Annotated in this window: 27 protein-coding genes; 10 read left to right on the top strand and 17 right to left on the bottom strand. The window is 73.4% G+C overall.

Annotated features, from left to right (window positions below):
* Positions 1 to 48 precede the first annotated feature (48 nt).
* The 3 genes from JQC91_RS01740 (at position 49) to JQC91_RS01730 (ending at position 2,636) form a co-directional block, all read left to right on the top strand.
* Positions 49 to 549, top strand: a complete 501-nt coding sequence (locus tag JQC91_RS01740; protein ID WP_203285046.1) for a GNAT family N-acetyltransferase — start codon at positions 49 to 51, stop codon at positions 547 to 549.
* 73 nt (positions 550 to 622) lie between these two features.
* A complete protein-coding gene (gene fabB, locus JQC91_RS01735) occupies positions 623 to 1,852 on the top strand; it encodes a beta-ketoacyl-ACP synthase I (protein WP_203285045.1) in 1,230 nt (409 codons plus the stop codon).
* 10 nt (positions 1,853 to 1,862) lie between these two features.
* Positions 1,863 to 2,636, top strand: coding sequence for an enoyl-ACP reductase (locus tag JQC91_RS01730; RefSeq protein WP_275296971.1), 774 nt, complete (start codon positions 1,863 to 1,865; stop codon positions 2,634 to 2,636).
* Here JQC91_RS01730 and JQC91_RS01725 read toward each other — a convergent pair.
* Positions 2,633 to 2,965 carry a hypothetical protein gene (locus tag JQC91_RS01725; protein ID WP_203285043.1) on the bottom strand — a complete coding sequence of 111 codons (333 nt, stop codon included), beginning with the start codon at positions 2,963 to 2,965 and terminating at the stop codon, positions 2,633 to 2,635. The two genes, JQC91_RS01730 and JQC91_RS01725, sit on opposite strands and share 4 nt — an antisense overlap.
* A gap of 82 nt (positions 2,966 to 3,047) precedes the next feature.
* Here JQC91_RS01725 and JQC91_RS01720 point away from each other — a divergent pair, with 82 nt between their 5' ends.
* Positions 3,048 to 4,028, top strand: coding sequence for an NAD(P)H-quinone oxidoreductase (locus JQC91_RS01720; protein WP_203285495.1), 981 nt, complete (start codon positions 3,048 to 3,050; stop codon positions 4,026 to 4,028).
* Positions 4,029 to 4,044: 16 nt separating this feature from the next.
* Here the strand turns inward: JQC91_RS01720 and JQC91_RS01715 are convergent, their stop codons facing one another.
* From JQC91_RS01715 to ubiA, 3 genes are all read right to left on the bottom strand, one after another.
* Entirely contained in the window at positions 4,045 to 4,368 is a 324-nt protein-coding gene (locus JQC91_RS01715; RefSeq protein ID WP_203285042.1) for a hypothetical protein, read from the bottom strand.
* Positions 4,365 to 6,296: an OmpA family protein gene (locus tag JQC91_RS01710; RefSeq protein WP_203285041.1), complete on the bottom strand. Its 1,932-nt coding sequence runs from the start codon at positions 6,294 to 6,296 to the stop codon at positions 4,365 to 4,367. The genes JQC91_RS01715 and JQC91_RS01710 overlap by 4 nt, the downstream gene beginning before the upstream one ends.
* A gap of 61 nt (positions 6,297 to 6,357) precedes the next feature.
* Positions 6,358 to 7,296, bottom strand: coding sequence for a 4-hydroxybenzoate octaprenyltransferase (ubiA, locus tag JQC91_RS01705; RefSeq protein WP_238941242.1), 939 nt, complete (start codon positions 7,294 to 7,296; stop codon positions 6,358 to 6,360).
* Between the two features lie 16 nt (positions 7,297 to 7,312).
* Here ubiA and JQC91_RS01700 point away from each other — a divergent pair, with 16 nt between their 5' ends.
* From JQC91_RS01700 to JQC91_RS01690, 3 genes are all read left to right on the top strand, one after another.
* Positions 7,313 to 8,041: a 16S rRNA (uracil(1498)-N(3))-methyltransferase gene (locus JQC91_RS01700; protein ID WP_238941241.1), complete on the top strand. Its 729-nt coding sequence runs from the start codon at positions 7,313 to 7,315 to the stop codon at positions 8,039 to 8,041.
* A gap of 134 nt (positions 8,042 to 8,175) precedes the next feature.
* Positions 8,176 to 8,691 (top strand): hypothetical protein, encoded by a 516-nt coding sequence (locus JQC91_RS01695; RefSeq protein WP_203285038.1) that lies wholly within the window; start codon positions 8,176 to 8,178, stop codon positions 8,689 to 8,691.
* Between the two features lie 51 nt (positions 8,692 to 8,742).
* The gene (locus JQC91_RS01690) at positions 8,743 to 10,113 is read left to right on the top strand and encodes a glutamate--cysteine ligase (RefSeq protein ID WP_203285037.1); all 1,371 of its coding nucleotides are present in this window, start codon (positions 8,743 to 8,745) and stop codon (positions 10,111 to 10,113) included.
* A gap of 54 nt (positions 10,114 to 10,167) precedes the next feature.
* Here JQC91_RS01690 and JQC91_RS01685 read toward each other — a convergent pair whose 3' ends face one another.
* The 12 genes from JQC91_RS01685 to JQC91_RS01630 form a co-directional block, all read right to left on the bottom strand.
* Positions 10,168 to 10,437, bottom strand: a complete 270-nt coding sequence (locus JQC91_RS01685) for a hypothetical protein (protein WP_203285036.1) — start codon at positions 10,435 to 10,437, stop codon at positions 10,168 to 10,170.
* Complete coding sequence (plsY, locus tag JQC91_RS01680; RefSeq protein WP_203285035.1) at positions 10,434 to 11,036, bottom strand: glycerol-3-phosphate 1-O-acyltransferase PlsY; 603 nt, start codon at positions 11,034 to 11,036, stop codon at positions 10,434 to 10,436. The genes JQC91_RS01685 and plsY overlap by 4 nt, the downstream gene beginning before the upstream one ends.
* 68 nt (positions 11,037 to 11,104) lie before the next feature.
* A complete protein-coding gene (gene pyrC / locus JQC91_RS01675) occupies positions 11,105 to 12,361 on the bottom strand; it encodes a dihydroorotase (RefSeq protein ID WP_203285034.1) in 1,257 nt (418 codons plus the stop codon).
* A 24-nt stretch (positions 12,362 to 12,385) separates the two neighbouring features.
* Entirely contained in the window at positions 12,386 to 12,934 is a 549-nt protein-coding gene (locus JQC91_RS01670; protein WP_203285033.1) for a hypothetical protein, read from the bottom strand.
* A gap of 51 nt (positions 12,935 to 12,985) precedes the next feature.
* Positions 12,986 to 13,465, bottom strand: a complete 480-nt coding sequence (locus JQC91_RS01665) for a copper chaperone PCu(A)C (protein WP_203285032.1) — start codon at positions 13,463 to 13,465, stop codon at positions 12,986 to 12,988.
* Positions 13,466 to 13,500: 35 nt separating this feature from the next.
* Positions 13,501 to 13,827: a hypothetical protein gene (locus tag JQC91_RS01660; RefSeq protein WP_203285031.1), complete on the bottom strand. Its 327-nt coding sequence runs from the start codon at positions 13,825 to 13,827 to the stop codon at positions 13,501 to 13,503.
* 41 nt (positions 13,828 to 13,868) lie between these two features.
* The gene (locus tag JQC91_RS01655) at positions 13,869 to 15,284 is read right to left on the bottom strand and encodes an MFS transporter (RefSeq protein ID WP_203285030.1); all 1,416 of its coding nucleotides are present in this window, start codon (positions 15,282 to 15,284) and stop codon (positions 13,869 to 13,871) included.
* Between the two features lie 43 nt (positions 15,285 to 15,327).
* Positions 15,328 to 15,885, bottom strand: coding sequence for a hypothetical protein (locus tag JQC91_RS01650; RefSeq protein ID WP_203285029.1), 558 nt, complete (start codon positions 15,883 to 15,885; stop codon positions 15,328 to 15,330).
* A 71-nt stretch (positions 15,886 to 15,956) separates the two neighbouring features.
* Positions 15,957 to 16,100, bottom strand: coding sequence for an aa3-type cytochrome c oxidase subunit IV (locus JQC91_RS01645; RefSeq protein ID WP_203285028.1), 144 nt, complete (start codon positions 16,098 to 16,100; stop codon positions 15,957 to 15,959).
* 96 nt (positions 16,101 to 16,196) lie between these two features.
* Positions 16,197 to 16,634 carry a hypothetical protein gene (locus tag JQC91_RS01640; protein WP_203285027.1) on the bottom strand — a complete coding sequence of 146 codons (438 nt, stop codon included), beginning with the start codon at positions 16,632 to 16,634 and terminating at the stop codon, positions 16,197 to 16,199.
* A gap of 79 nt (positions 16,635 to 16,713) precedes the next feature.
* Positions 16,714 to 17,775 (bottom strand): MBL fold metallo-hydrolase, encoded by a 1,062-nt coding sequence (locus tag JQC91_RS01635; protein ID WP_203285026.1) that lies wholly within the window; start codon positions 17,773 to 17,775, stop codon positions 16,714 to 16,716.
* An 89-nt stretch (positions 17,776 to 17,864) separates the two neighbouring features.
* Positions 17,865 to 19,532: an acyl-CoA dehydrogenase gene (locus JQC91_RS01630; RefSeq protein ID WP_203285025.1), complete on the bottom strand. Its 1,668-nt coding sequence runs from the start codon at positions 19,530 to 19,532 to the stop codon at positions 17,865 to 17,867.
* An 82-nt stretch (positions 19,533 to 19,614) separates the two neighbouring features.
* Between JQC91_RS01630 and JQC91_RS01625 the strand changes: the two genes are divergently transcribed.
* On the top strand, positions 19,615 to 20,589 hold the full coding sequence (locus tag JQC91_RS01625) for an L-threonylcarbamoyladenylate synthase (protein WP_343069884.1): 975 nt from the start codon (positions 19,615 to 19,617) through the stop codon (positions 20,587 to 20,589).
* Here JQC91_RS01625 and JQC91_RS01620 read toward each other — a convergent pair.
* A complete protein-coding gene (locus tag JQC91_RS01620; RefSeq protein WP_203285023.1) occupies positions 20,586 to 21,161 on the bottom strand; it encodes a YqgE/AlgH family protein in 576 nt (191 codons plus the stop codon). The two genes, JQC91_RS01625 and JQC91_RS01620, sit on opposite strands and share 4 nt — an antisense overlap.
* Positions 21,162 to 21,310: 149 nt before the next feature.
* Between JQC91_RS01620 and JQC91_RS01615 the strand changes: the two genes are divergently transcribed.
* Both JQC91_RS01615 and dps read left to right on the top strand, forming a co-directional pair.
* Positions 21,311 to 22,099: a protein-disulfide reductase DsbD domain-containing protein gene (locus tag JQC91_RS01615; protein ID WP_203285022.1), complete on the top strand. Its 789-nt coding sequence runs from the start codon at positions 21,311 to 21,313 to the stop codon at positions 22,097 to 22,099.
* Positions 22,100 to 22,163: 64 nt separating this feature from the next.
* Positions 22,164 to 22,646 (top strand): DNA starvation/stationary phase protection protein Dps, encoded by a 483-nt coding sequence (gene dps / locus JQC91_RS01610; RefSeq protein ID WP_203285021.1) that lies wholly within the window; start codon positions 22,164 to 22,166, stop codon positions 22,644 to 22,646.
* Positions 22,647 to 22,727 lie beyond the last annotated feature (81 nt).

Below are 22,727 nucleotides of genomic sequence, written 5' to 3'. Positions count from 1 at the left end.
GATCGCCGCGGGCCGAAGTGAACCGAACTGTTCACTTCGTGAGGTTCCATGCCCGACATCGCCATCCGGCCCTTCCGCCCGTCCGACCGATCCGCGCTGCGCGCCCTCGTCACACGCGTGTTCCCCGACCGCGATCCGCTGGAGCGCGTGGCGACCCATCTCTTCGCGACCCGCGGCGAGGGCCTCCTGCCGCTCCTCGGCATCCGCGCGCCGCGCTTCTGGCTCGCGGACGGGCCGGACGGCGTGGCGGGGATGATCGGCCTCTACCGCCGCGCCGCGGACGACGCGCCGTGGGTGGCTTGGTTCGGCGTCGGTCCGGAGGGCCGGGGCAGGGGGCTGGGGCGCCGACTGCTCGAGCATGCCGCCGAGACGGCGCGGCGGGAGGGGCACGACCGCCTGCGGCTCTACACCTCGACCCATCCCTCGGAGGCGGCGGCACAGCGTCTCTACGACCGGACCGGCTTCCGCCTGACGGGGCGGCGCCGCCCGCTGTCTTGGCGCCTCGCGGGGAGCCCATTGGAGATGCTGCTGCGCGAGCGTGCCCTCTGACGGTCCCGGCCCGCCCTTGCCCCCTCGGGCGGCGGCATCCTAGAGGGGGCGCGACCCTTGAAGGAGGATCGCAATGCGTCGCGTCGTCGTCACCGGGCTGGGCATCGTCTCCAGCATCGGCACCACCGCGGAGGAGGTCACCGCCTCGCTCAAGGCGGGCAAGTCGGGCATCTCCTTCGCGCCGTCCTACGCGGAGCACGGGTTCCGGAGCCAGATCCACGGCGCGCCGGACATCGACCCCGCCGAGCACATCGACAAGCGCGACCTGCGGTTCATGGGGCCGGGTGCGGCCTACGCCTACATCTCGATGAACCAAGCCATCGCCGACGCGGGGCTGACGGAGGCCGAGGTCTCGCACGAGCGGACGGGGATCGTCGCGGGGTCGGGCGGGCCGTCGACGTCGAACTTCCTGATCGCGCACACCACCGTGCTGGAGAAGGGCTCGCCCAAGCGGATGGGCCCCTACATGGTGCCGCGCTGCATGTCCTCGACGGTCAGCGCGAACCTTGCCACGGCCTTCGCCATCAAGGGGATGAGCTACTCCATCACCTCGGCCTGCTCGACCTCGCTGCACTGCATCCAGAACGCGGCCGAGCAGATCGCGATGGGCAAGCAGGACATCATGTTCGCCGGCGGCGGCGAGGAGCTGGACTGGACGCTGTCGTGCCTGTTCGACGCGATGGGCGCGATGTCGTCGAAGTACAACGACACCCCGGAGAAGGCGTCGCGCGCATTCGACGCGGACCGCGACGGGTTCGTGATCGCGGGCGGCGGCGGGATGGTCGTGCTGGAGGACTACGAGCACGCCAAGGCGCGCGGCGCGCGCATCTACGCCGAGGTGACCGGCGCGGGCGCCACGTCGGACGGGGTGAACATGGTCGCGCCCTCCGGCGAGGGGGGCGAGCGGGCGATGCGCCTCGCGCTCCAGTCGCTGCCGGAGGACCGGACGGTCAGCTACATCAACGCGCACGGCACCTCGACGCCGGTGGGCGACGTGGGCGAGGTGGAGGCCGTGCGCCGCGTCTTCGGCGAGGGGGCCACGCCGCCGATCTCGTCCACCAAGTCGATGACGGGTCACTCCCAAGGGGCGACCGGGGTGCAGGAGGCCGTCTATTGTCTTCTGATGCTACGCGACGACTTCATCGCACCGTCGATCAACGTCGAGACGCTGGACCCGGCACTCAAGCCCGCCGAGATCGCCACGTCGCTCGTCGAGGACGCGGGCCTCGACACGGTGATGACCAACTCCTTCGGCTTCGGCGGGACCAACGGGTCCATGCTGCTGTCGCGCCTGCGGGACTGAAGCCATGGACATGACCGGAAAGCGCGGCCTCGTGATGGGTGTGGCCAACGACCGCTCCATCGCGTGGGGCATCGCCCGCGCCTTGCACGGGGCGGGGGCGGAGATGGCCTTCACCTACCAAGGCGAGGCGTTCGGCAAGCGTGTGCAGCCGCTGGCCGAGTCCGTCGGCTCGGACGTGCTCCTCGACGTGGACGTCACGGACGATGCCTCGCTCGACGCCGCGTTCGAACGGCTTGCCCGGTGGGGCCGCCTCGACTTCGTGATCCACGCCGTCGCCTTCTCGGACAAGGCCGAGCTGACGGGCCGGTTCGTCGACACGAGCCGCGCCAACTTCAAGCACTCCCTCGACATCTCCTGCTACTCGCTGATCGAGATCGCGCGGCGGGCCAAGCCGCTGATGACCGAGGGCGGGACGATCCTGACGCTGACCTTCCAAGGCTCGCAGCGGGTCACGCCGTTCTACAACGTGATGGGCGTGGCCAAGGCGGCGCTGGAGTCCTCCGTGCGCTACCTCGCCTCCGACCTCGGCCCCGAGGGCATCCGCGTCAACGCGGTCTCACCCGGCCCGATGAAGACGCTCGCGGGCGCGGCCATCGGCGGCGCGCGCAAGACCTACCGCCACACGGAGGCGAACGCGCCGCTGCGCGCCAACGCCACGCTGGAGGCGGTTGGCGGCACGGCGCTCTGGCTCTGCTCGGAGGCGGGGGCGTGCACGACAGGGGAGATCGTGCACGTGGACGGGGGTTTCCACGTGATGGGGATGCCGGTCTCGGAGAACCTCTAGCGCAGCGCCAGCGTCGCCAGCGTGATCGCGTGGAGCGCGGCGATGGCGAGGTTGGCCACCGCGACGGGATGGCCGATGCCGAGGAGCGGCACGGTCAGGAGCTTGTAGGCCACCTGCACGACGAGCAGGCCCGGCGCGAGCGCGGCCCGCCCGGCGGGCCACGCGAGGAGCACCGCCGACAGGAGCAGGATCGCGGCGTAGACGCAGATCAGGATGCGGCGCGCGGCGGTATCGGGGCCGAAGGCCTCGTCCTGCGTCCCGGACCACAGGCCCCAAGCCACGGGCACCAGAACGGCCACGTTCACCACGAGCGAGATCACCACCATCATGGCGGGGGAGATGGGCCGCTGCGCGCGCTGGACCAGCGCCCGGCCTGCGGTTAGCCGTCGCGTCGGAGGACCGCCCATGCCCATCCCCGAGACAATGCGCGCCGTCGAGATCGCCCGCCCCGGCGGGCCGGACGGGTTGCGGCCGACGACGCGCCCCGTGCCCGTCCCCGCCGCCGACGAGATCCTGATCGCCGTGGATCATGCCGGGGTGAACCGTCCGGACGCGCTGCAGCGCGCCGGCCTCTACGACCCGCCGCCGGGGGCGTCGGACCTGCCGGGCCTGGAATGCAGCGGCACGGTCGCCGCCGTGGGCGGGGCGGTGAGCCGCTGGGACGTGGGGGACCGCGTCTGCGCGCTGCTGCCGGGCGGAGGCTACGCGGAATACGCGACGACCCCCGCGGCGCACGCGCTGCCGATCCCCGGCGGCATGGACCTGCGGGCCGCCGCCGGCCTGTGCGAGACCTTCTTCACCGTCTGGTCGAACGTGTTCGACCGGGGCCGCCTGCGGGCGGGGGAGCGGTTCCTCTGCCACGGGGGCACCTCCGGGATCGGGACGACGGCGATCCAGATGGCCCGCGCGGCGGGCGCACGGGTCTGGGCCACGGCCGGCTCGGACGCGAAGTGTGGCGTGGTCGAGGGGCTGGGGGCCACGGCGATCAACTACCGCGACGCCGACTTCGTCGAGGCCCTGCGCGCGGCAGGGGGCGCGGACGTGATCCTCGACATGGTCGGCGGGGACTATGTCGCGCGGAACCTCAAGGCCTTGGCCGAGGACGGGCGGCTCGTGCAGATCGCCTTCCTGCAGGGGCCGAAGGTGGAGATGAACCTGATGCCGCTGATGACCCGGCGGCTGACGGTGACCGGCTCCACGCTGCGACCCCGCTCGGTCGCGGAGAAGGCGCGCATCGCCGCTGAACTGGAGCGCGACTGGTGGCCCCGCCTCGCCGCCGGAACCATCGCGCCCGTGCTGGACGAGGTGTTCCCGCTGGAGGAGGCCGCCGCCGCCCATGCCCACATGGAGGCGGGCGCGCACGTCGGGAAGATCGTGCTGAAGGTGCGCTAGCCTCCGCGACCGCCGCTCAGGCGTTCAGGCTCTCGATGTATCCGCGCAGCTCCGACGCCTCGCGTCGCGCCTCGCGCAGGCCCTCCATCGCGGCGGCCAGCTCCGCCTCGGTCTGGACCAGCTTGCCGGACACCTCCCGCTCGCGGGCCTGCGCCCATGCGACCGCTTGGTCCCGCTCCTCCTCGGCCACGTGCAGCGCCTGCGCCATCTGGTCGATCTCGCCCATGTCGTCGGCGGTCACCCGGCGGAAGCGTCCCACCACCCACGAGGCCACCCAGCCCAGCGTGAACGCCACCAGCAGCACCACCGCCACCGTCACGACGAACTCCGTGCGGTTCATCCCTCGTTCTCCTCGCTCTCGCCTTCCGCGTCGCCGACGTCCCCGTCGGCGGCTCCCGCCCCGGTCTCCGCGCCGGCCTCGACCGGTGCCGCCGCGCCGGCCGGCACGGGGCTGCCCGGTCGTCGCCCGAGGAGGCTGAACTCGATCCGACGGTTGGCCTCGCGCCCGACCTCGGTATCGTTGTCGGCGATGGGACGCGCCTCGCCGTAGCCCACGGCCGTCATCTGCGACGGGGGCACGCCCCGCTCGATCAGCGCCGCGCGCACCGCGTCGGCGCGCGCTTGGCTGAGCTCCTCGTTCATCACCTCGCGCCCTTGGCTGTCGGTGTGGCCCTCCACCTCGACCACCACGAAGTCGCAGACCCGGAACACCGCGCGCAGGGCGTCGAGCGGATCGGTGTTGGAGATGGAGGCCGCGCCGGGATCGAAGGCGACCTTCTCGTCGATCAGCACGGCGTTGAGCCGGTCCTCGCATTCCTCGGGCGTGGGGATGTTGAGGGTCGGGTCCAGTTCCCGGAGGTAGGTCACGTCGACCCGGTAGTCCGCCTCGGCGCCGAGCCGATCGGACAGCAGCGCGGCGATGGACGCCTCGGCCTGCGGGTCGCCGGTCTGCCCTTCCAGCGCGATCACGGCGGGCTGCACCACCAGCCGTCCGGAGGTCAGCCGGTCCAACGCCTCCAGCCCCGCGAGCACCCGCACCGGCCAGCCCTCGGGCAGGTCCGCGTCCTCGCGCAGCGCGACCCAAGTCCGCTCCGCCCCGAACAGCGCGCGCCCGTAGCTCTCGACCGCCGCCCTCTGCCGCGCGTCCCCGATCCGCCCGCGCAGGCGGACGTCGCCATCGGGGCCGCGGGCGGCGACGAACTCCGGGGTGCCGTCGTCGCGCTCGCCGCTGCCGTCGATCTCGACGGTCTCGGGCAGGACGCGGGACAGGGCGAACAGGGGGGGCAGGTCCGCCTCGAGGCCGTCGGCGATGCGGGCGAAGCGGTCGGGGTCGGTGCCCTCGGGCGCGACCAAGGTGACGTCCGTATCCGACAGGGTGACGGTTCCGCCGCCCACCTCGTCCAGCGCCGCGATGGCGCGCGCGGCGGCCTCGCCCCACGTCGCGGTCGGCGCACCGAGCGCGAGGCGGCACGGGGTCGGGCCCTCGAACCCCGCCGCGGCGGCGGCGGCCTGCACGGCGTCCATCGCCGCCTCGTCGTCCACCGCGCAGGCCGAGAGGCGAAGCCGGTCCTCGGCCATGGTGGCGCGCAGGGTGAAGGGCGCGACGACGGGGCGCGGGGCGTCGATCTGGAGCGACAGCGCCACGCCATCGGGGCGGGCCGAGGACAGGCGCGCCTCGAGGCGGCGACGGTCGGAGTCCGATTCGGCCACGGCGGTGATCTCGACCCGGCCGGGCTCGACGCTGATCTTCGCTTGCGGCAGCGCCTCCAGCGCCTCCAGCGCGTAGGACACCGCCGGGCGCCAGCCCTCGGGCACCCGCCCGCCCGCCGTCTCCAGCAGGTCGGTGTACGGCACCTCCAGCGCGTCCAGCGCCGCCATCACGCGCGCGTCGCCCCCCTCGGGCGCCAAGCCGATCAGCGACACGCCCGCCGCGTTGCGCAGCATCTCGAGGGCGAAGCGCGGCGGCGCGACCTCCTGCGCGGGGGTGACCTCCAAGGCGTCCACGATGCGCGCGGGGTCCACGCCCTCGCCGGCCAAGGTCACCGCGCGGAAGCGGGCCGGCTCGTCGGGGGCGGTGCCGGAGATCACGACCTCGAGGCCGTCGGTGTGCACCTCGGCCCAGTCGTAGCCCGCCACGGACATGCGCCGCTCCACGTCGGCCCGCGAGACGCGCTCGACCCACAGCGCCGCCCCGTACGCCGTCGCGGCGCAGGCCACGGCGGCGATGCCGAAGGCGATGCCGGTCGCGCGTGCGTTGGCCGACGCCATGGGTGGTCCTCTCGATTGCCCCTCGGGACGGCTGGTTAGCCCCCACCCGGGGCGGGCACAATCAGACGAGCGCGGCGGCGGCGAAAAACGGCAGGGGGATCAGGCCCGCGTCCCGGTTCGAGCGGAACGCCGCGAGGCAGGCGGCCGGGTCGGCGAGGTCGAGGCCCCGCATCTGCCGCCGAAGGTGCCAGCCGAAGGATGCCGCCCCCGCGAGGCCGAGGACCAAGGACCACCCCGAGAGCGCGGCCCCGGCCGACAGCGCCATGAGGATCGTGGCCCCCAGCGCGAACCCCGCCAGCCAGCGCGGCGCGTCCGTGCCGAAGAGGCGCGCGGTGGAGCGGACGCCGATCGTCGCGTCGTCCTCGATGTCCTGGAAGGCGTAGATCGTGTCGTAGAACAGCGTCCACGCGATCCCGCTCGCATAGAGCAGCAGCGCGGCGAGGGGCACCTGCCCCGCCTGCGCGGCCCACGCCAGCAGCGCGCCCCAGTTGAACGCGAGGCCGAGGAACATCTGCGGCCACCAAGTGAACCGCTTGGCGAAGGGGTAGACCGCCACGAGGGCGAGCGAGCCGATCCCGAGGCCGATCGCCAATGGGTGGAAGGTCAGCAGGACGGCGAAGGCGATCAGCGCTTGGGCGGCCATCCACGCGAGCGCGCCGCGCACCGTCACCTGGCCGGACGGGATCGGGCGGGACCGGGTGCGCGCGACGGCGCCGTCGAACTCCCGGTCGGTGACGTCGTTCCACGTGCACCCCGCCCCGCGCATCAGGAACGCGCCGAGCGCGCAGCCGAGCGCGATCCACAGCGCGCGGGGATGCCAGCCGTGGGACGCGACGGCGAGGGCGACGGCCCACCAGCACGGCAGCAGCAGCAGCCACGTCCCGATGGGGCGGTCTGCGCGCGACAGGCGGAGGTAGGGTCGCGTGGGCGCGGGCGCGAGGGCGTCGACCCAGTTGTCCTTGACGGCGTCGGCCACGGTGCCTTGAACGGCTCTGTTCATGGAGGGGGCCTCGCGCATGGTCAGGCTGCACGTAACAGGCCCGCTCGGCCCCGGACAACGGGTCGAGACGTCGCCCGCGCAGGGGCACTACCTCGCCAACGTGATGCGGCTGGGGCCGGGCGACGCGGTGGAGGTGTTCGACGGGCGCTCCGGCGGCTGGCGGGCGGAGATCGAGACGGCGGGCAAGCGGGGCGCGGCCTTGGTCTGCGCCGCGCCGGTGCGCGCGCAGCGCGACCCGCCGGACGTGTGGCTGTGCTTCGCCCCGGTGAAGAAGGCCCGCACCGACTTCATCGTCGAGAAGGCGGTGGAGTTGGGGGCGTCCCGAATCGTGCCGGTGCTGACCCGCTTCACCAACTCCGAGCGGGTGCGGGTCGACCGGCTGCAGGCGCATGCCGTGGAGGCCGCGGAGCAGTGCGGCGGAACCTTCGTCCCGGCGGTGGCCGAGCCGGTGCGGCTGGACCGCCTGCTGGACGCGTGGGACGACCGCGCGCTGGTGTTCGCGGACGAGACCCTTTCCGCCGATCCCGACTGGGCGGGGTCCGGTCGCGAGGCGGCCGCCCTCCCCCCGGCGCCCGCGGCGATCCTGATCGGGCCGGAGGGCGGCTTCTCCCCCGAGGAGCGGAACCGCCTCCGCGCGATGAAGCAGGCGTGGCCCATCGCGCTGGGCCCCCGCATCCTGCGCGCCGACACGGCGGCGGTGGCGGCGCTGGCCCTGTGGCAGGCGGCGCAGGGGGACTGGGGCTAGGGGATCCTGCCACGGGGGGTGTCCCCCCGGCGCGGCGGCCCGGCGGAGCGCGTCGGCCGAAGCTACTCGGAGGGGTGCATATCGGGGGCGTCCCAGGTTTAGGTCGGACCCGACTCAGACCGGAGCCGCCCGCCATGATCCGACCCGAAGCCTCCGCGATGCTGCTCCGATGGCGCGAGGCGCTGGTCGGGGCGGGGGCGGTGGCCTTAGGTCTTTGGCTGCTGGCGAGGGGGGGCGGGCTGCCGTGGCTCTTCGGTCTCGTGCTGGTCCTGATCGGCGCGGTCCTGCTCCCCTCCGGCTGGCGCAGGGCCCGCCTGCGGACCGAGGCGGAGGCGCCCGGAATCGTCAGCGCGGTCGAGGGGACGATCGCCTACATGGGCCCGATCACCGGCGGCATGGTGAGCTTGGACGAGCTGTCGGAGGTCGCCTTCCGCCGCGCCTCCACCGGCGAGGGGTTCTGGCGCCTCGCCGCCGTGGACGGCGCCCCGCTCACCATCCCCGAAGGCGCGCGGGGCGCGGAGGTCCTCCTCGACGCGCTCGCCCCGCTCCCGGGCTTCGACGGCGGCGCGATGGTCCGGGCGGTGCGGGGACGCACAGGCACCACGGTCGTCTGGCGCAGGTCCCGCCCGCTGGCCCTCCCGCGCGGTTGACAGGCCCGGCGGGCGCGCTCACTCCGAGGTCCGAGCGAACGGAGGCCGCCCATGTCCATCCCCCAGTCCGGCGGCGCGACGATCACCGACCACGCCCAGTTGGCCGAATATCTCGAGTCCGGCTGCAAGCCCCGCGACGAATGGCGCATCGGCACGGAGCACGAGAAGTTCGGCTACTGCGCCGACTCGCTGCGTCCGCTGCCCTACGAGGGCGAGCGGTCGATCCACGCGGTGCTCTCCGCGCTGCGCGACCGCTTCGGCTGGGCGCCGGTGGAGGAGCAGGGCAAGCTCATCGGCCTGACCAAGGACGGTGCCAACGTCTCGCTGGAGCCGGGCGGCCAGCTGGAGCTGTCGGGCGCGCCGGTCGAGACGATCCACCACACCTGCGACGAGGTGAACGACCACCTGCGCGAGGTGAAGGCCGTCTCCGACGAGATCGGGGTCAAGTGGATCGGGCTGGGCGCGGCGCCCGTCTGGACCCACGACGACATGCCGCTGATGCCCAAGGGCCGCTACAAGCTGATGGACGCGTACATGGACACCGTCGGCACGACGGGGAAGATCATGATGCGCCGCACCTGCACGGTGCAGGTCAACCTCGACTTCGCCTCAGAGGCGGACATGGCCAAGAAGCTGCGCGTGGCGATGGCGCTGCAGTCGGTGGCCACCGCACTCTTCGCCAACTCGCCCTTCCTCGACGGCAAGCCCAACGGCCACCGCTCCTACCGCAGCCGGGTCTGGCGCAGCCTCGACGACGCGCGCACCGGTATCCCCGCCTTCGTCTTCGAGGACGGGTTCGGGTTCGAGCGCTGGGTCGACTACGCGCTGGACGTGCCGATGTACTTCGTCCACCGCGACGGCACCTATATCGACGCGCTGGGGATGTCGTTCCGCGACTTCCTGCGCGGCGAGCTGCCCGCGCTGCCGGGCGAGTTGCCGACCACCGCCGACTGGGCTGATCACCTGACGACGCTGTTCCCCGAGGCGCGGATCAAGAAGTACATGGAGATGCGCGGCGCCGACGGCGGCCCGTGGCGCAGGCTCTGCGCGCTGCCCGCCTTCTGGGTCGGGCTGATGTACGACGACGCCGCATTGGAGGCGGCGTGGGACCTCTGCAAGGGCTGGGACCACGAGACGCGGCTCGGCCTGCGGGTGGCGGCGTCCGAGCGGGCCTTGGAGGCGGAGTTCGGCGGCGTGCGGATGATGGACCTCGCCCACGACTGCGTGGCCATCGCGGAGGAAGGGCTGCGCGCGCGTGCCCGGCCCGGCGCGGGCGGGCTGGTGCCGGACGAGACCCACTTCCTCAACGCGCTGAAGGACACGCTGGAGAGCGGGCGCACCTTGGCCGACGAGATGCTGGACGACTACGAGGGCGCGTGGGCGGGCGATCTGAGCCGGATCTACGCGGAGCGGTCGTACTAGAGAACGACGCGAGCGCATCGCCGGGCCGTGGCGCGGCCGTATCGCGCGGGGCGCCTAGCCTTGGGTGGCTTCGATCCCCTCCAGGAACCGCATCACCTTCGCCACCGGCATCTCGCATGGCTTGAGCCGCGGCCCGGACTCCAGCCGGTAGAGGTTGAGCGACACGTAGTCCGACCCGTCCAAGGACCGCGCCACCAGCTTCTCCGACCGCCCCGCCGCGTGGTGCAGGTGGCTGACCAGCCAGTCCTTGCCGCCCGACCGCACCCGGAACGCGCCCAGCGGCAGGTCCGCGAGGATCGCCGCCGCGCGCTCGGCCTCGCTCACTTCGCCCCGATGCGCGGCTCGCGGCCCGCGGCGATCCGGCGGATGTTGGCGTGGTGGCGCGCGAAGATCAGCACCGCGAGGGCGGCGGCGAAGCCCCAAGCGTCGGGCCGCAGCCACAGCGCCCAGAGCGGCGCGCCCGCCGCCGCCACGAGCGCGGCGAGCGAGGAGATGCGGAAGGCGCCCGCCGTGGCGAGCCACGTCAGGCAGGCCGCGATCCCGACGAGGGGCGACAGCGCCAGCAGCGTCCCGAGGAAGGTCGCAACGCCCTTGCCACCCTTGAACCCGAGGTAGACGGGGAAGCAGTGGCCGAGGAACGCGGCCACGCCCGCGACCTGCGCCGCGTCCTCGCCCAAGGTCGCCCGCGCCACCAGCACCGCGAAGGCCCCCTTGCCCGCATCCCCGATCAGCGTCAGCGCGGCGGCGGGCCTGTTCCCGGTCCGCAGCACGTTGGTCGCGCCGATGTTGCCCGAGCCGATCGTCCGCAGGTCGCCCAGCCCGAAGAGCCGCGCCATCACGATGCCGAACGGGACGGAGCCGAGCAGGTAGGCCAGCGCGGCGGTGAGGAGCAGGAGCGACGAAGGCGTGAGGAGGTCGGGCATGGGGGGCGATGTGCCGAACTTGGCCTGCTAGGTCCAGATGAGCGATGCACGCCCCGCGTTCGCTGGCCCTAAACCCCGCCCCAGACCAGCTCGCCGCCGACCCACGTCGCCTTCACCCGCCCCTGCAGGCGCGTGCCGTCGAAGGGCGTGTTCTTCGACTTCGACGCCATCGCCCAGCGGTCCAGCACGAAGGGCGCGCCCACGTCCACCAGCACGAGGTCGGCCACCGCCCCCTCGGCCAGCGAGCCCCCCTCGATCCCCAGCCTGCGGGCCGGAGCCGTCGACATCGCGCGCCAGAGGACGGGCAACTCGATCATCCCCGCATGGAACAGCCGCAGCGCGGCGGGCACGAAGGTCTCCAGCCCCACCGCGCCGGACGCCGCCTGCTCGAAGGGCAGGCGCTTGGACTCCTCGTCCTGCGGCGTGTGCATGGAGCACAGCACGTCGATCGTCCCGTCAGCCAAGGCCTCGGCCACCGCGATGCGGTCGTCCTCGTCGCGCAGCGGGGGCTTGAGCTTGAAGAAGGTGCGGTAGTCCGCGACGTCGAGCGCGTTGAGCGTCACATGGTGGATCGACGTCCCCGCCGTCACGTCCAGACCCGCCGCCTTGGCTGCGCGCAGCGGACCCAGCGCCCCCTCGGTGGTGATCTGGTCGGCGTGCCACTTGGCCCCGGTCATCCCGACGAGGGCGAGGTCGCGCTCCAGCCCCATCCGCTCCGCCACCGGCGAGACGGCGGGGAGGCCGCGCAGGCTCGCGAACTTGCCCGAGGTCGCCGCCGCGCCGTCCGAGAGCGACGGCTCCTGCGGGTGGCCGATCACCAGTGCGCCGAGCGAGCGCGCGTAGGTCAGGCAGCGCGACAGCGCCTTGGCGTCGCGCACCACGTGGTCCCCGTCGGTGAACGCCACCGCGCCCGCGTCGGACAGGAACCCCATCTCGACCATCTCGCGCCCGGCGCGGCCCTTGGTCAGCGTGGCCATCTGGCGGACGCGGACCCCGGCGGTCGCGGCCCGGCCTTGGACGAAGGCGAAGGTCTCGGGCGTGTCGACGGGCGGGGTCGTGTCGGGGCGGCAGACCATCATGGTCACGCCCCCGCGCCGCGCGGCCTCGCCTGCGGTGCGGAAGCTCTCCTTGTGCCGCTCCCCCGGCTCCCCGACCTTGACCCCGAGGTCGACGATCCCCGGCGCGAGGTGGCGCCCGCCGCAGTCGATCACCTCCTTCGCCGGACCCGGCGGGGTGATTCGCCCGTCCTCGATGCGGATCTCGCCCTCGGAGACGGTCCCCGCCTCGGGGTCGATCAGGATCGCGTTGGTCAGCAGAACGGACATGGCGGACTGCTAGCCGCGCCGTCCTCAGAGCGCCAGCACGAGGATCGCGGCGAGGACCAGCGCGGCCAGCACGATCCAGACGATCGTGCGGTTCGACGTCGTGTCGCCGGTGGAGGCGGCCGGGGTGGCGACGCGCGGCACCTCCTCGGGCGCTTGGCGGGGCAGGGGCGCGGCGGCGTGGTCGGCGGCGGCGGTCGGGTAGGAGCCGACCATGTGCAGGTCGTCCGCCAATTCGAGCGTCCCGCCCGTCGGAAGCGCCTTGGGCGTCACGACGACGACCGTGCCGCGCAGCGCGTCGAGCCAGACCGCGTCCGTCTCCAACGCGCCGGGATCGGCGTCGTAAGCGGAGGCGAGATAGGCCCGCAGGCCCATGCTCTCGACGTCCTGCGCCGAGAACGCCTCGACCCCGGCGGGATCGACGGGCGCGCCGAGCGCCTCGGCCAAGCTTCCGCCGGGCGCCTCGCCGCGGAGCCGGGAGAGATGGGTCGTCGTCTCGATCCCCGCCTCGGGCCGGGCGGCGAGCACGTGGATGCGGGTGTCGTGGGGCGGGAGGGTGAGGCTGCGATCGGTCATGGCCGTGCAACGCGGGAGGGGGGCGGCGGGTTCGATCCGCCGCCCAGGAGGTCAGTGGTCGTGGCCTCCGCCGGCCCGCGCCTCGGCCTCGGCGCGGGTCTCGACGGCGAAGACGACCTCGACGGGTCCCGCGTCCCGGAAGGTCAGGGTGGCGGGCACCTCCGCCCCGGCCTCCAGCCCCTCGACGAGCTGCATGAACATGACGTGCAGCCCACCGCGCTGCAGCACGACCGTCTCGCCCGCCGGCACCGGGATGCCGCCCTCCACCTCGGACATGCGCATGACGCCGCCGTCCATCTCCATCCGGTGGAGTTGGGTCGCGCCGGCGATGGCTTCGTCCACGCTGGCGGAGACGAGCACGTCGTCGGCGTCGCCCGCATTCGTGATCTCGAGGTAGCCGCCCGCGACGGGGGCGTTGGGCGGGGTTTCGATCGCGTAGGGATGCGCGATGGAGAGGGCGCCGACGCCGTAGTCGTGCGCGACGGCGGGCGCGGCCGCGAGCAGGGCGGCGAGCAGGATGCGGGTCTTCATGGGATGCGTCTCCGGACAGGTCTGATGAGGGTGGGTCAGAGCGTCGGAGGAGGTGCGCGGGCCCGGATCGTCGAGGGCCGGGCGACGGGGCCGTCCGCCGGGACCGGTTCGGCGGAGACGGTGAAAGCCGCGGCGGACGCCGGCGGCATGGGGCGCGCGGGTCGGTCGGACGGGATCGCGGCGAGGCAGGGGCCATGCCCCTCGATCTCGACCGGCGCGCCGTCGCCGCCGAGATGCACGGTCACGAGCCGGTCGCCTTGGCAGATCACCACGCGCTCCAGCCCCAGCCCCTCGGCGAGGGCCGCGCCCATCGCGGGCAACGTCAGGCCGATCGTCAGCAGGAGGGCGAGGAGCGCGCGCATGGCATGCGGTGTGACGGGCGCCGGGCCGGGCCGCAAGCGCGTCACGACGTCCTAGGCCGGACCAGCAGCCACGACAGCGCCGCCGATCCGGCCGCCAGCGCCGCCCCCGCCATCGCCGCGAGGGCGAAGCCCGCCGTGAGCGACTCGGCCTGCCCCAGCAGCACGAGGCCGAGCAGCGCCGTCGCCACCAGCCCGCCGACCCGGCTGATCGCGTTGTTCACGCCCGAGGCCACGCCCGAGTAGTCGTCCCCGGCGGCGGCCAGCACGGTGGAGGTGAGGGGGGCCACCGCGAGCGACATGCCCACGGCCATCACCAGGAGGCCGGGCAGGATGTGCACCCGGTAGTCGACCCCCTCGGCGGGGGTGAAGGTCCACAGCCCGAACGCAAGCGCCACCAAGGCCGCGCCCGCCGTGAGGAGGATCCGCGCGCCCAGCCGGTCCGCCAGCGTCCCGCCGACGAAGCGCGAGGCCAGACCCATGATGAGCGGGAAGGGCAGGAGCGCGGTCCCGGCGGCGGTGGCCGACCAGCCGAGGTCTTGGATCATCACGTAGGGCAGCAGCAGGAGCAGGCCGCCGAGCGCCGCGTAGAGCAGGAAGGTGTAGAGCGAGAGGCCCGAGAACGTGCCGTCCCGGAACAGCGCGAGCGGGATCATCGCGCCATCGCCCTTCGTCCGCTCGATCCAGAGGAAGGCCGCGAAGAGCGCCGCGCCCGCGACCAAGGCGCCCAGCACCAGCGGCGTCGCGCCTCGCTCCGGAAGGGCGACGAGGCCCCAGATGCCCGCGCCCAAGGCCGCGGAGACCAGCGCCGCGCCGGTCCAGTCGAGAGCCGCGCGCTCGCCCCGGTCGGCGGTCGATTCGCGCACGGAGCGGAGCGCGAACCAGAACGCGGCGACCGCCAGCGGGATCACGGCGACGAAGGCCCACCGCCAGCCCGCCACGTCCACGATCCAGCCGCCCGCCACCGGCGCCAAGGCCGACGCGGCCGCGCCCGCGCCGGCCCACGTCCCGATGGCCTTCCCCCGTGCCTTGCCGTCGAAGGCGTCCGAGATGATGGCCAGCGAGGTGGGCGCGACGAGGGCCGCGCCTACCCCCTCCAAGGCCCGGCCCGCCATCAGGATCGGGAAGGTCGGCGCGACCGCGCAGATCCCGCAGGCGACGGTGAACACCACCAGCCCGGCGAGGAACACGCGCCGTCGCCCGTAATGGTCCCCGAGCGCGCCGCCGATCAGGACGAGCGCGCCGAGGGGCAGCAGGTAGGCGTTCACGATCCACTGCGCCCCCGTTGGCCCGGCGGCGTAGGTCTCCTGCATCGCGGGCAGCGCCACGTTGACGATGGAGCCCACGATGAACGCGAGCGCCGATCCCAGCGTGGTGGCGATCAGCGTGCCGGTCGTGTCGGGGCAGGTGCCGTCGGACGGGCGTCCGTCGGCGCAGGGCAGGGGGAGGGACTGGGCCATGCCCGCCCCCTATCACGGGGCACGCGTCCCGTCTCACCCCGCCTCACTCGGCGGCCTTCTCCAAGGCGATGGCCTGCGCGCGCGCGCCGCGCTCGGGCGACCACGGATCCTCCACGTCGTCGAACCGCTTGGTCTCGCGCACGCCGGGGAGCGCCGCGACGTCGCGCATGACGCGCTCGGGGAACCAAGCCCGCTTCACCGACGTGAAGCCCAGCTCGCGCAGTACGCCCGAGACCGATTGCCCGCAGGTCGCCTTGCCCGCCGTGCCATGCGCCTGCACCAGTTGCAGGGCCCGCTCGGCGGTGGCCGCGTCGACCGCGATCTCGTGCTTCACCACGTGGTAGGAGGGGCGGGCGTGGTAGTCCTCGTAGAACTCCACCAGCCCGGGCGTCATCCCGAAGAACACGTCGCCGCGCTCCGGCGCGGTCGGGTGGTACCACGATCCCGCCGGATCGAAGAGCACGCGCTGCGACCCCGACACCATGAGCGCGGAATGGCCCCCGCGCCCGGAGAGGTTCGAGATCATCGTGTAGACCGTCAGCGTCGGCGCGCCCGGCGCGCGGTAGGCGGCCGCCTGCGCCTGCGCCAAGGGAGCCTGCACGTCCTCGTTGACGCAGCCCGCGAGAAGGGCGGGCAGCAGGATCAGCGCGGCGAGCCGTGCGAGCCAGCGCCTCAGGTGCGGAAGATCGCGAGCAGGACGAGGATCACGATGATCGCGATCACCGCGTTCTTCGTGAAGCGCATGAAGCCGTCGAAGGTCTTCTCCTGCTCCGTGATGTCCATGGTGCCCGGCTCGTGCGGCTTCTGGTCGGCCATCGGTCGTCTCCTGGTCGTTCGCGGGGCGGGTAGCCCACGGTGCGGGCGCTGTCACGGGGGAGATCGGCGGGGCGAGCGCGTGTCGTGTCGTCGCGGTCATGTCTCGAGATCCTCGGTCTTGTCGTCCTGCAGCGCGGCGGCGAGGCGGAAGCCGATGCGCTGGCCGTCGTCCTCCGGCGGCCTCGGTTCGGCGCGGAGCATCAGGTTGAGCTGGGTGACGTGCTGGATCACCTGCGCGGGGTGGCCGTTGCGGTCCACGCCGCTGAAGGTCACGATATCGGGCGCGTGGAACCCCACGCCCCGCACCCGCAGCAGGCCGCCGGGGCCGCCCGCGAAGGCCATCGCGACCACCTTGTCCTCGGGCAGGCCCTCCTCGAACCGCTTGAGGTAGAGGATCGCGCGCTGCGCCGCCCACTCCGCCGGGGAGCGCGCCTTGCGGATGCCCTCGGGGACCGGCTCGGCGTGGTCGCGCCCGTCCGCGCGCAGGTCGTGCGCGTTCTCGAGGGCCTCGGCGGTGGTGGCGATCTCGTCCATGCGCGCCTTCGTGGCGCAGGGCGGGCGGAGGGCCAAGACGCGGGCCGATCACGTGTCCCGTGAGCCGCGGAGTCGCGCCTCAGGTGGCGCGCCAGAGCCACACCCCGTCGCCCCGGTCCTCGCGGCTCGCGCGCCCGGTGAGCCAGAGGCGGTTCAGGTGCGCCGCCGCCTCGAAGAAGGCGAGGCCGTAGGTCTTCTCGTTGACCGGACGCTTGAACAGCGGCGCGAAGCACTCGCCCCCGGTGCGGGGCGCCTCGGCCAGATGGGCGTGCAGCCGGTCCAGCGCGTGCACGTGGTTCTCCCGGAGCGACCGCATCCGCGCGGGCAGGCCCGTGTAGGGCGTCTTGTGGCCGGGCAGCACGAGGTGGTCCTCGCGCGCCAAGGGGGCCAGCCGCGCGCAGGACGCCATCCAGTCCCCCACCGGGTCGCCGCCCGGCTCGGTCGGGTAGAGCCCGAGGTTGGGCGAGATGCCGGGCAGCAGCTGGTCGCCCCCCAGCACGAGGTCGCCGCCGACCTCGTAGAGCACCGCGTGCTCGGCAGCGTGGCCGTCGCCGGTGTGCACGTCCCACGTCCGCCCGCCCAAGTCGATCCGGTCCCCCGCCTTGATCCGCGTGAACCCGACGGGCAGCGGCGCGACGATGTCGGCGAAGTTGAACGGCCGCTCCTCGGCGCGGGCGGCCAGCACCGCCGCGTCCATCCCGTAGCGGCGGCAGAACTCCAGCGTCTCGGGCGTGGGCCGCGCCTGCTCGTCCAAGGTCAGCATCCGCGCCATCAGCCACGCGGTGCGCGTCGTCAGCAGCTCCGCCCCCCGCTCCATCAGCCAGCCCGCGAGGCCGACGTGGTCCGGGTGGTGATGCGTTACCAGCACCCGCACGATCGGCAGGCCGTCCAGCGGCCCCGCCATCAGCCCCTCGAGGATCGCGCGCGTCCGCTTGGTGTCGAACCCGGTGTCCACCATCGCCCAGCCGTCCCCGTCCCGCAGGAAGAAGACGTTGACGTGGTCCAGCGCCATCGGCAGCGGCAGGCGCGCCCAGAGGACGCCCTCGGCCACCTCGGTCGCCTCGCCCTCGGCGGGCGGCGCGTCCCACGGGAAGCGCAGGCCCCGGCAGCCGGGATCGTCCGAGCGGTCGCCGCCATCCATGGGCGCGTCCCCTTCCTCTTGCCGGAAATATCCCGGGGGCGCGGGGGCTGGCCCCCGCCGGATCGCCCCGCCTCGGCGGGGCGAGACGATCAGGCCGCGATCTCCTCGGCGCTCATCGCGTAGAGATCCTCGGACCCCAGCCGCGCCTTGGCCATCTCGGCCAGCGCCTCGGGCAGCATGCGGGCGGCCGCGAAGCGGGCCAGCGGCGCGCGGGCCGCGTCGGCGCTCGCGGCGCGCAGGTGGTAGGCCGTGCCCAGCACCCGCGCGAAGGCCTGCAGGTAGGGCACCGCGCCCGCGAAGCGGTCCTGGGGCGCCTGCGCGACCATCCATTCGGTCAGCGTCCGCAGCTCCGCAGCGGCGGCGTCCAGCGCCGGGTCCAACCCGAGGATCTCGTCGAGCACGGCGAAGGCCGCCGCGCCGCCATCCATCAGCTTGCGGCCCACGAGGTCCATCGCTTGGATGCCGTTGGTGCCCTCGTAGATCGCGGTGACGCGCACGTCGCGCAGGTATTGCGCCGCGCCCGTCTCCTCCACGAAGCCCATGCCGCCATGCACTTGGATGCCCTCGCCCGCCACGGCGATGCCGGTGTCGGTGCCGTAGGCCTTGGCGATGGGGGTCAGGAAGGCGCCGCGCGCCAGCATGTCGGCGTCGCCGTTCGCCCGGCCCAGGTCGAGCGCGACCGCCGTGTCCATGCAGAGCGCGCGCGCCGCGAAGGTCCGCGCCTTCATGTCGAGCGCCATGCGCCGGACGTCGGCGTGCTCCATGATCGAGCCGCCCTTGCGCTCCGTGCGCCCCTGCACCCGGTCCATCGCATAGGCCATCGCGTGCTGCATCGCGGCCTCGGCCATCGACAGGCCCTGCACGCCCACGCCGAGGCGGGCGTTGTTCATCATGGTGAACATCGCGGCCATTCCCTTGTGCGGCTCGCCCACCAGCCAGCCGGTCGCGCCGTCGTACTGCATCACGGCGGTGGGCGAGGCGTGCAGGCCCAGCTTCTCCTCCAGCGAGACGACCTTCAGCGTGTTCGCCACGCCGATGCCGCCGTCCTCGGTCGGAAGGTACTTGGGCACCATGAAGAGCGAGATCCCCTTGGTCCCCTCGACCCCGTCGGGCAGGCGGGCTAGCACGAGGTGGCAGATGTTCTCGGCCATGTCGTGGTCGCCCCACGAGATGTAGATCTTCTGCCCGGTGATCGCGTAGGTGCCGTCGCCGTTGGGCTCCGCCTTCGACTTAAGCGCGCCCACGTCCGAGCCGGCCTGCGGCTCCGTCAGGTTCATGGTGCCGGTCCACTCGCCCGAGATGAGCTTGGGGATGTAGAGGTCCTGCAGCTCCTTGGAGGCATGCGCCTCCAACGCCTCGATCTGGCCTTGGGTCATCAGCGGGTTGAGCTGCAGCGACAGGCAGGCCGAGCCGATCATCTCATTGACGGCCATCGTCAGCGCGATGGGCAGGCCCATGCCGCCATGCTCCTCCGGCCCGGACATGCCGATCCAGCCGCCCTCGGCGATCGCTTGGAATCCCTCCTTGAACCCGTCCGGCGTGCGCACGACCCCGTTCTCCAGCCGCGAATGCTGCTGGTCGCCCACCCGGTTCAAGGGCGCGAGGACGTCGGTGCACATCCGCCCCGCCTCGGTCAGGATGGCCTCTACGGTCTCGGGCGTGGCCTCGGCGAAGCGGTCGGTGGCGGCGACGCGGTCGAAGCCGACCACGTGGTCGAGCACGAAGCGGATCTCGTTGGCGGGGGCGCGATAGGGCATGGCGGACCTCGGAACTGGGGGCGTTGCGGGCGATGGCCCGCACGGCGTAACTCGCGTGCATGCTAGGGGCGGGGGCGCAGGCGTGACAACTCGGACACCACGTCACGGGCGGGCGCGGCGGCTCGCCGCGGACCCGGACGGCGTCGCAGAGGCGGCGCGCGTGCTGCGGGGCGGCGGCCTCGTCGCGTTGCCCACCGAGACGGTCTACGGCCTCGCCGCCCGCGCGGACGACCCGGACGCCGTGGCCCGCATCTACGCCGCCAAGGGGCGCCCGTCCTTCAACCCGCTGATCGTCCACGTCGCGGACGCTGCCATGGCGGCCGAGGTCGCCGAGGTCGCCGAGGTCGACGCGGTCGCGCGCGGTCTGATGGATCGCTTCTGGCCCGGCCCCCTGACCCTCGTGCTGCCCGCGCGCCGGGGCCTCGCGCAGGCCGTGACCGCCGGCCTGCCCACCGTCGCCGTGCGGTGCCCCGACGGGATCGCCCGCGACGTGATCCGCGCGGTCGGGGTGCCCCTCGCCGCGCCGTCAGCCAACCCGTCCGGCCGGGTCTCGCCCACCACCGCGGCGCACGTGCTCGACGGGCTCGGCGACCGGATCGACGCGGTGCTGGATGGCGGGCCCTGTGCCGTGGGGATCGAATCGACCATCCTTCGGGTCCATCCGCCCACGCTCCTGCGCGAGGGGGGGCTGGCGGCGGAGGAGGTGGAAGCGGCGCTCGGCCACCCCCTCGAGCGCGACACCACGCCCGGTCGCGTCGCGGCCCCCGGCCAGATGGGAAGCCACTACGCCCCGAAGGCCGCCGTCCGCTTGGGTGTGGCGGTCCGGGCGCCGGACGCGGTCTTCGTCGGATACGGCACGGCGCAGGCGGACGTCCTGTTGTCGGAGGCGGGCGATCCGGTGGAGGCGGCGGCGCGGCTGTTCGCGGCGCTGCGCGCGGCGGACGACATCGCGACCGCGCGGGGGCTGTCGCGGATCGACGTCGCGCCGGTCCCGGAGGAAGGGTTGGGACGCGCGGTCAACGATCGGCTGCGCCGGGCCGCCGCGCCGCGCGGCTAGGCGTGGCCCGCCACCCCGGAGAGCTGGGCCGCGCCGATCCCGGCCTGTGCCAGCGCGCCTTCCCACTTGGCGGCGTCCGACCCGCCGAGGACCACGCCGGGGGTGGCGTCGGCGACGAACCAGACGTTGCGCGCCAGCTCGTCCTCGAGCTGCTGCGGCCCCCACCCGGAATACCCCATCGCGATCAGCGGATCGACGGGGCCGCGCCCCTCGGCCACCTCGCTCAGGATGCTGCGCGAGGAGGTCATGTAGAAGTCGTCAGACACCTTGAGCGTCTCCGCCCCCTCATCGTGGTCGGGTCCGTGCAGCACGAAGGCCCGCTCCACCTGGACGGGGCCGCCGGCATGGACCCGGTGGCCGAACGGCGTCCGGTCGGAGCGGCGCCCGAGCTCGAGGAGGAGGCGCCGGAGCGTCATGTCCGGCGCGGGCCGGTTGACCACGAGGCCCATCGCGCCATGCGGGCTGTGCGCGCAGATCATGACGACGGACCTCCGGAAGGCGACGTCCTGCACACCGGGCATGGCGATCAGGAGGCGGCCCGTAAGTCTTTGGTGTCCGTAGGTGAAATCCATGACTGCACCATATGTCAACTTAACCTGACATTCAATCGTCGTTTTTGGATGACGGGCGGGATCGCGCCTGCGGCGGCCTGCGGGGCGGGTCTCGCGACGTGCCGTCATCGTGAGTTCCCCCCCGTGCCCCGAGCCGGTATCGCGGCCGGATGCGTGCCCTCCTCCTGTTCCTCTGCCTCGTCCTGTCGCCGCCCGCGTCCGCGCAGCCCGTCTCCGATCCGTCGGGGCTGATCTCCATCGAGGTGATGCCCGGCTGGCGCGAGAGCCGCGGCACCCACGTCGCGGGCCTCCGGGTGCGGCTGAAGCCGGGGTGGAAGACCTACTGGCGGCGCGCGGGCGAGCTCGGGATCGCGCCGCGCATGGACTGGCGCCGCTCCCGCAACGCCGCCGCGGTGGAGGCCCGCTGGCCGACGCCGTCGGTGTTCCGCTCCCAAGGCGCGATGTCGCTCGGCTACACGGAGGACTTCGTACTCCCCTTGGTGATCCGCGTCGGACGGTCGGCGCGGGACGTCGACCTGCGGGGCCGTCTGGACCTCGGGGTCTGCGCCGAGATCTGCGTACCGGTGCGGCTGGACGTGTCGGGACGCCTACCGAAGGGCGGCGCGCCCGATCCGGAGATCCGCGCCGCGCTGGCCGATCGTCCCCGCCCGTCGCGCGCCCGCGCGACCTGCACGCTGCGCCCCACCGAGGCGGGGATCGCGCTGACCGGGCGCCTCGACCTGCCGCCCCTCGGCGGGCCCGAGACGGTGGTGTTCGAGCTGGACGACCCGTCGCTCTGGGTCACGGACGCCGAGGTGCGCCGCGAGGGCGGGGCGCTCGTGGCGACGTCGGAGGTGATGGGCGGCGACAGGGGGATCGCGGTGGACCGGCGCCGCGTCCGCATCACCGTGATCGGCGGCAGCGGGGCCGTGGAGATCGAGGGCTGCCGCGGTGGCTGACGCGGCGCGAAACCCGAATCGCTTCCGCGACGTTGCCCCCGGCACGACACCGAAGGAGACCCCCATGCCCGAGAGCTTCGTATCCGGCCTAGACGAGCAGACGCAGCAGCAGATGTGCGACCTGCTCAACGCCCGCCTCGCCGACTCGACCGACCTCACCCTCGCGGTGAAGCAGGCGCACTGGAACCTGCGGGGCCGCGGCTACATCGGCGTGCACGAGTTGCTGGACGAGGTGGCCGACCGCCTCCGCGAGCATTCCGACCTCATGGCCGAGCGCATCGCGATCATGGGCGGCCACGCCAAGGGCACGCTGCAGGCGGCCGCGCAGAACTCGACCTTGGAGCCCTATCCGCAGGAGCTCACGGACCTGCAGGCCCACATCGACGAGCTGGTGAAGCGGTTCAAGCACCACGGCAAGCTGATCCGCGAGGGGATCGAGGCCGCCGACGAGGCGGGCGACCCGGACGTCGAGGACCTGCTGACCGAGGTGAGCCGCGAGGTCGACAAGGACGCGTGGTTCATCGGCGCGAACGGCGCGCGCGACTGACGCGCCGCCCGCTCCCGGCGCGAGGCGGGGTTGCCCCCCGCCCCCCCGCCGCCCTACCTGCATCCCGACCTCACGGGAGAC

The sequence above is a fragment of the Jannaschia sp. Os4 genome (assembly GCF_016820245.1).
GTDB lineage: Bacteria > Pseudomonadota > Alphaproteobacteria > Rhodobacterales > Rhodobacteraceae > Jannaschia.
This window is presented reverse-complemented; position numbering and strand designations above follow the sequence as displayed.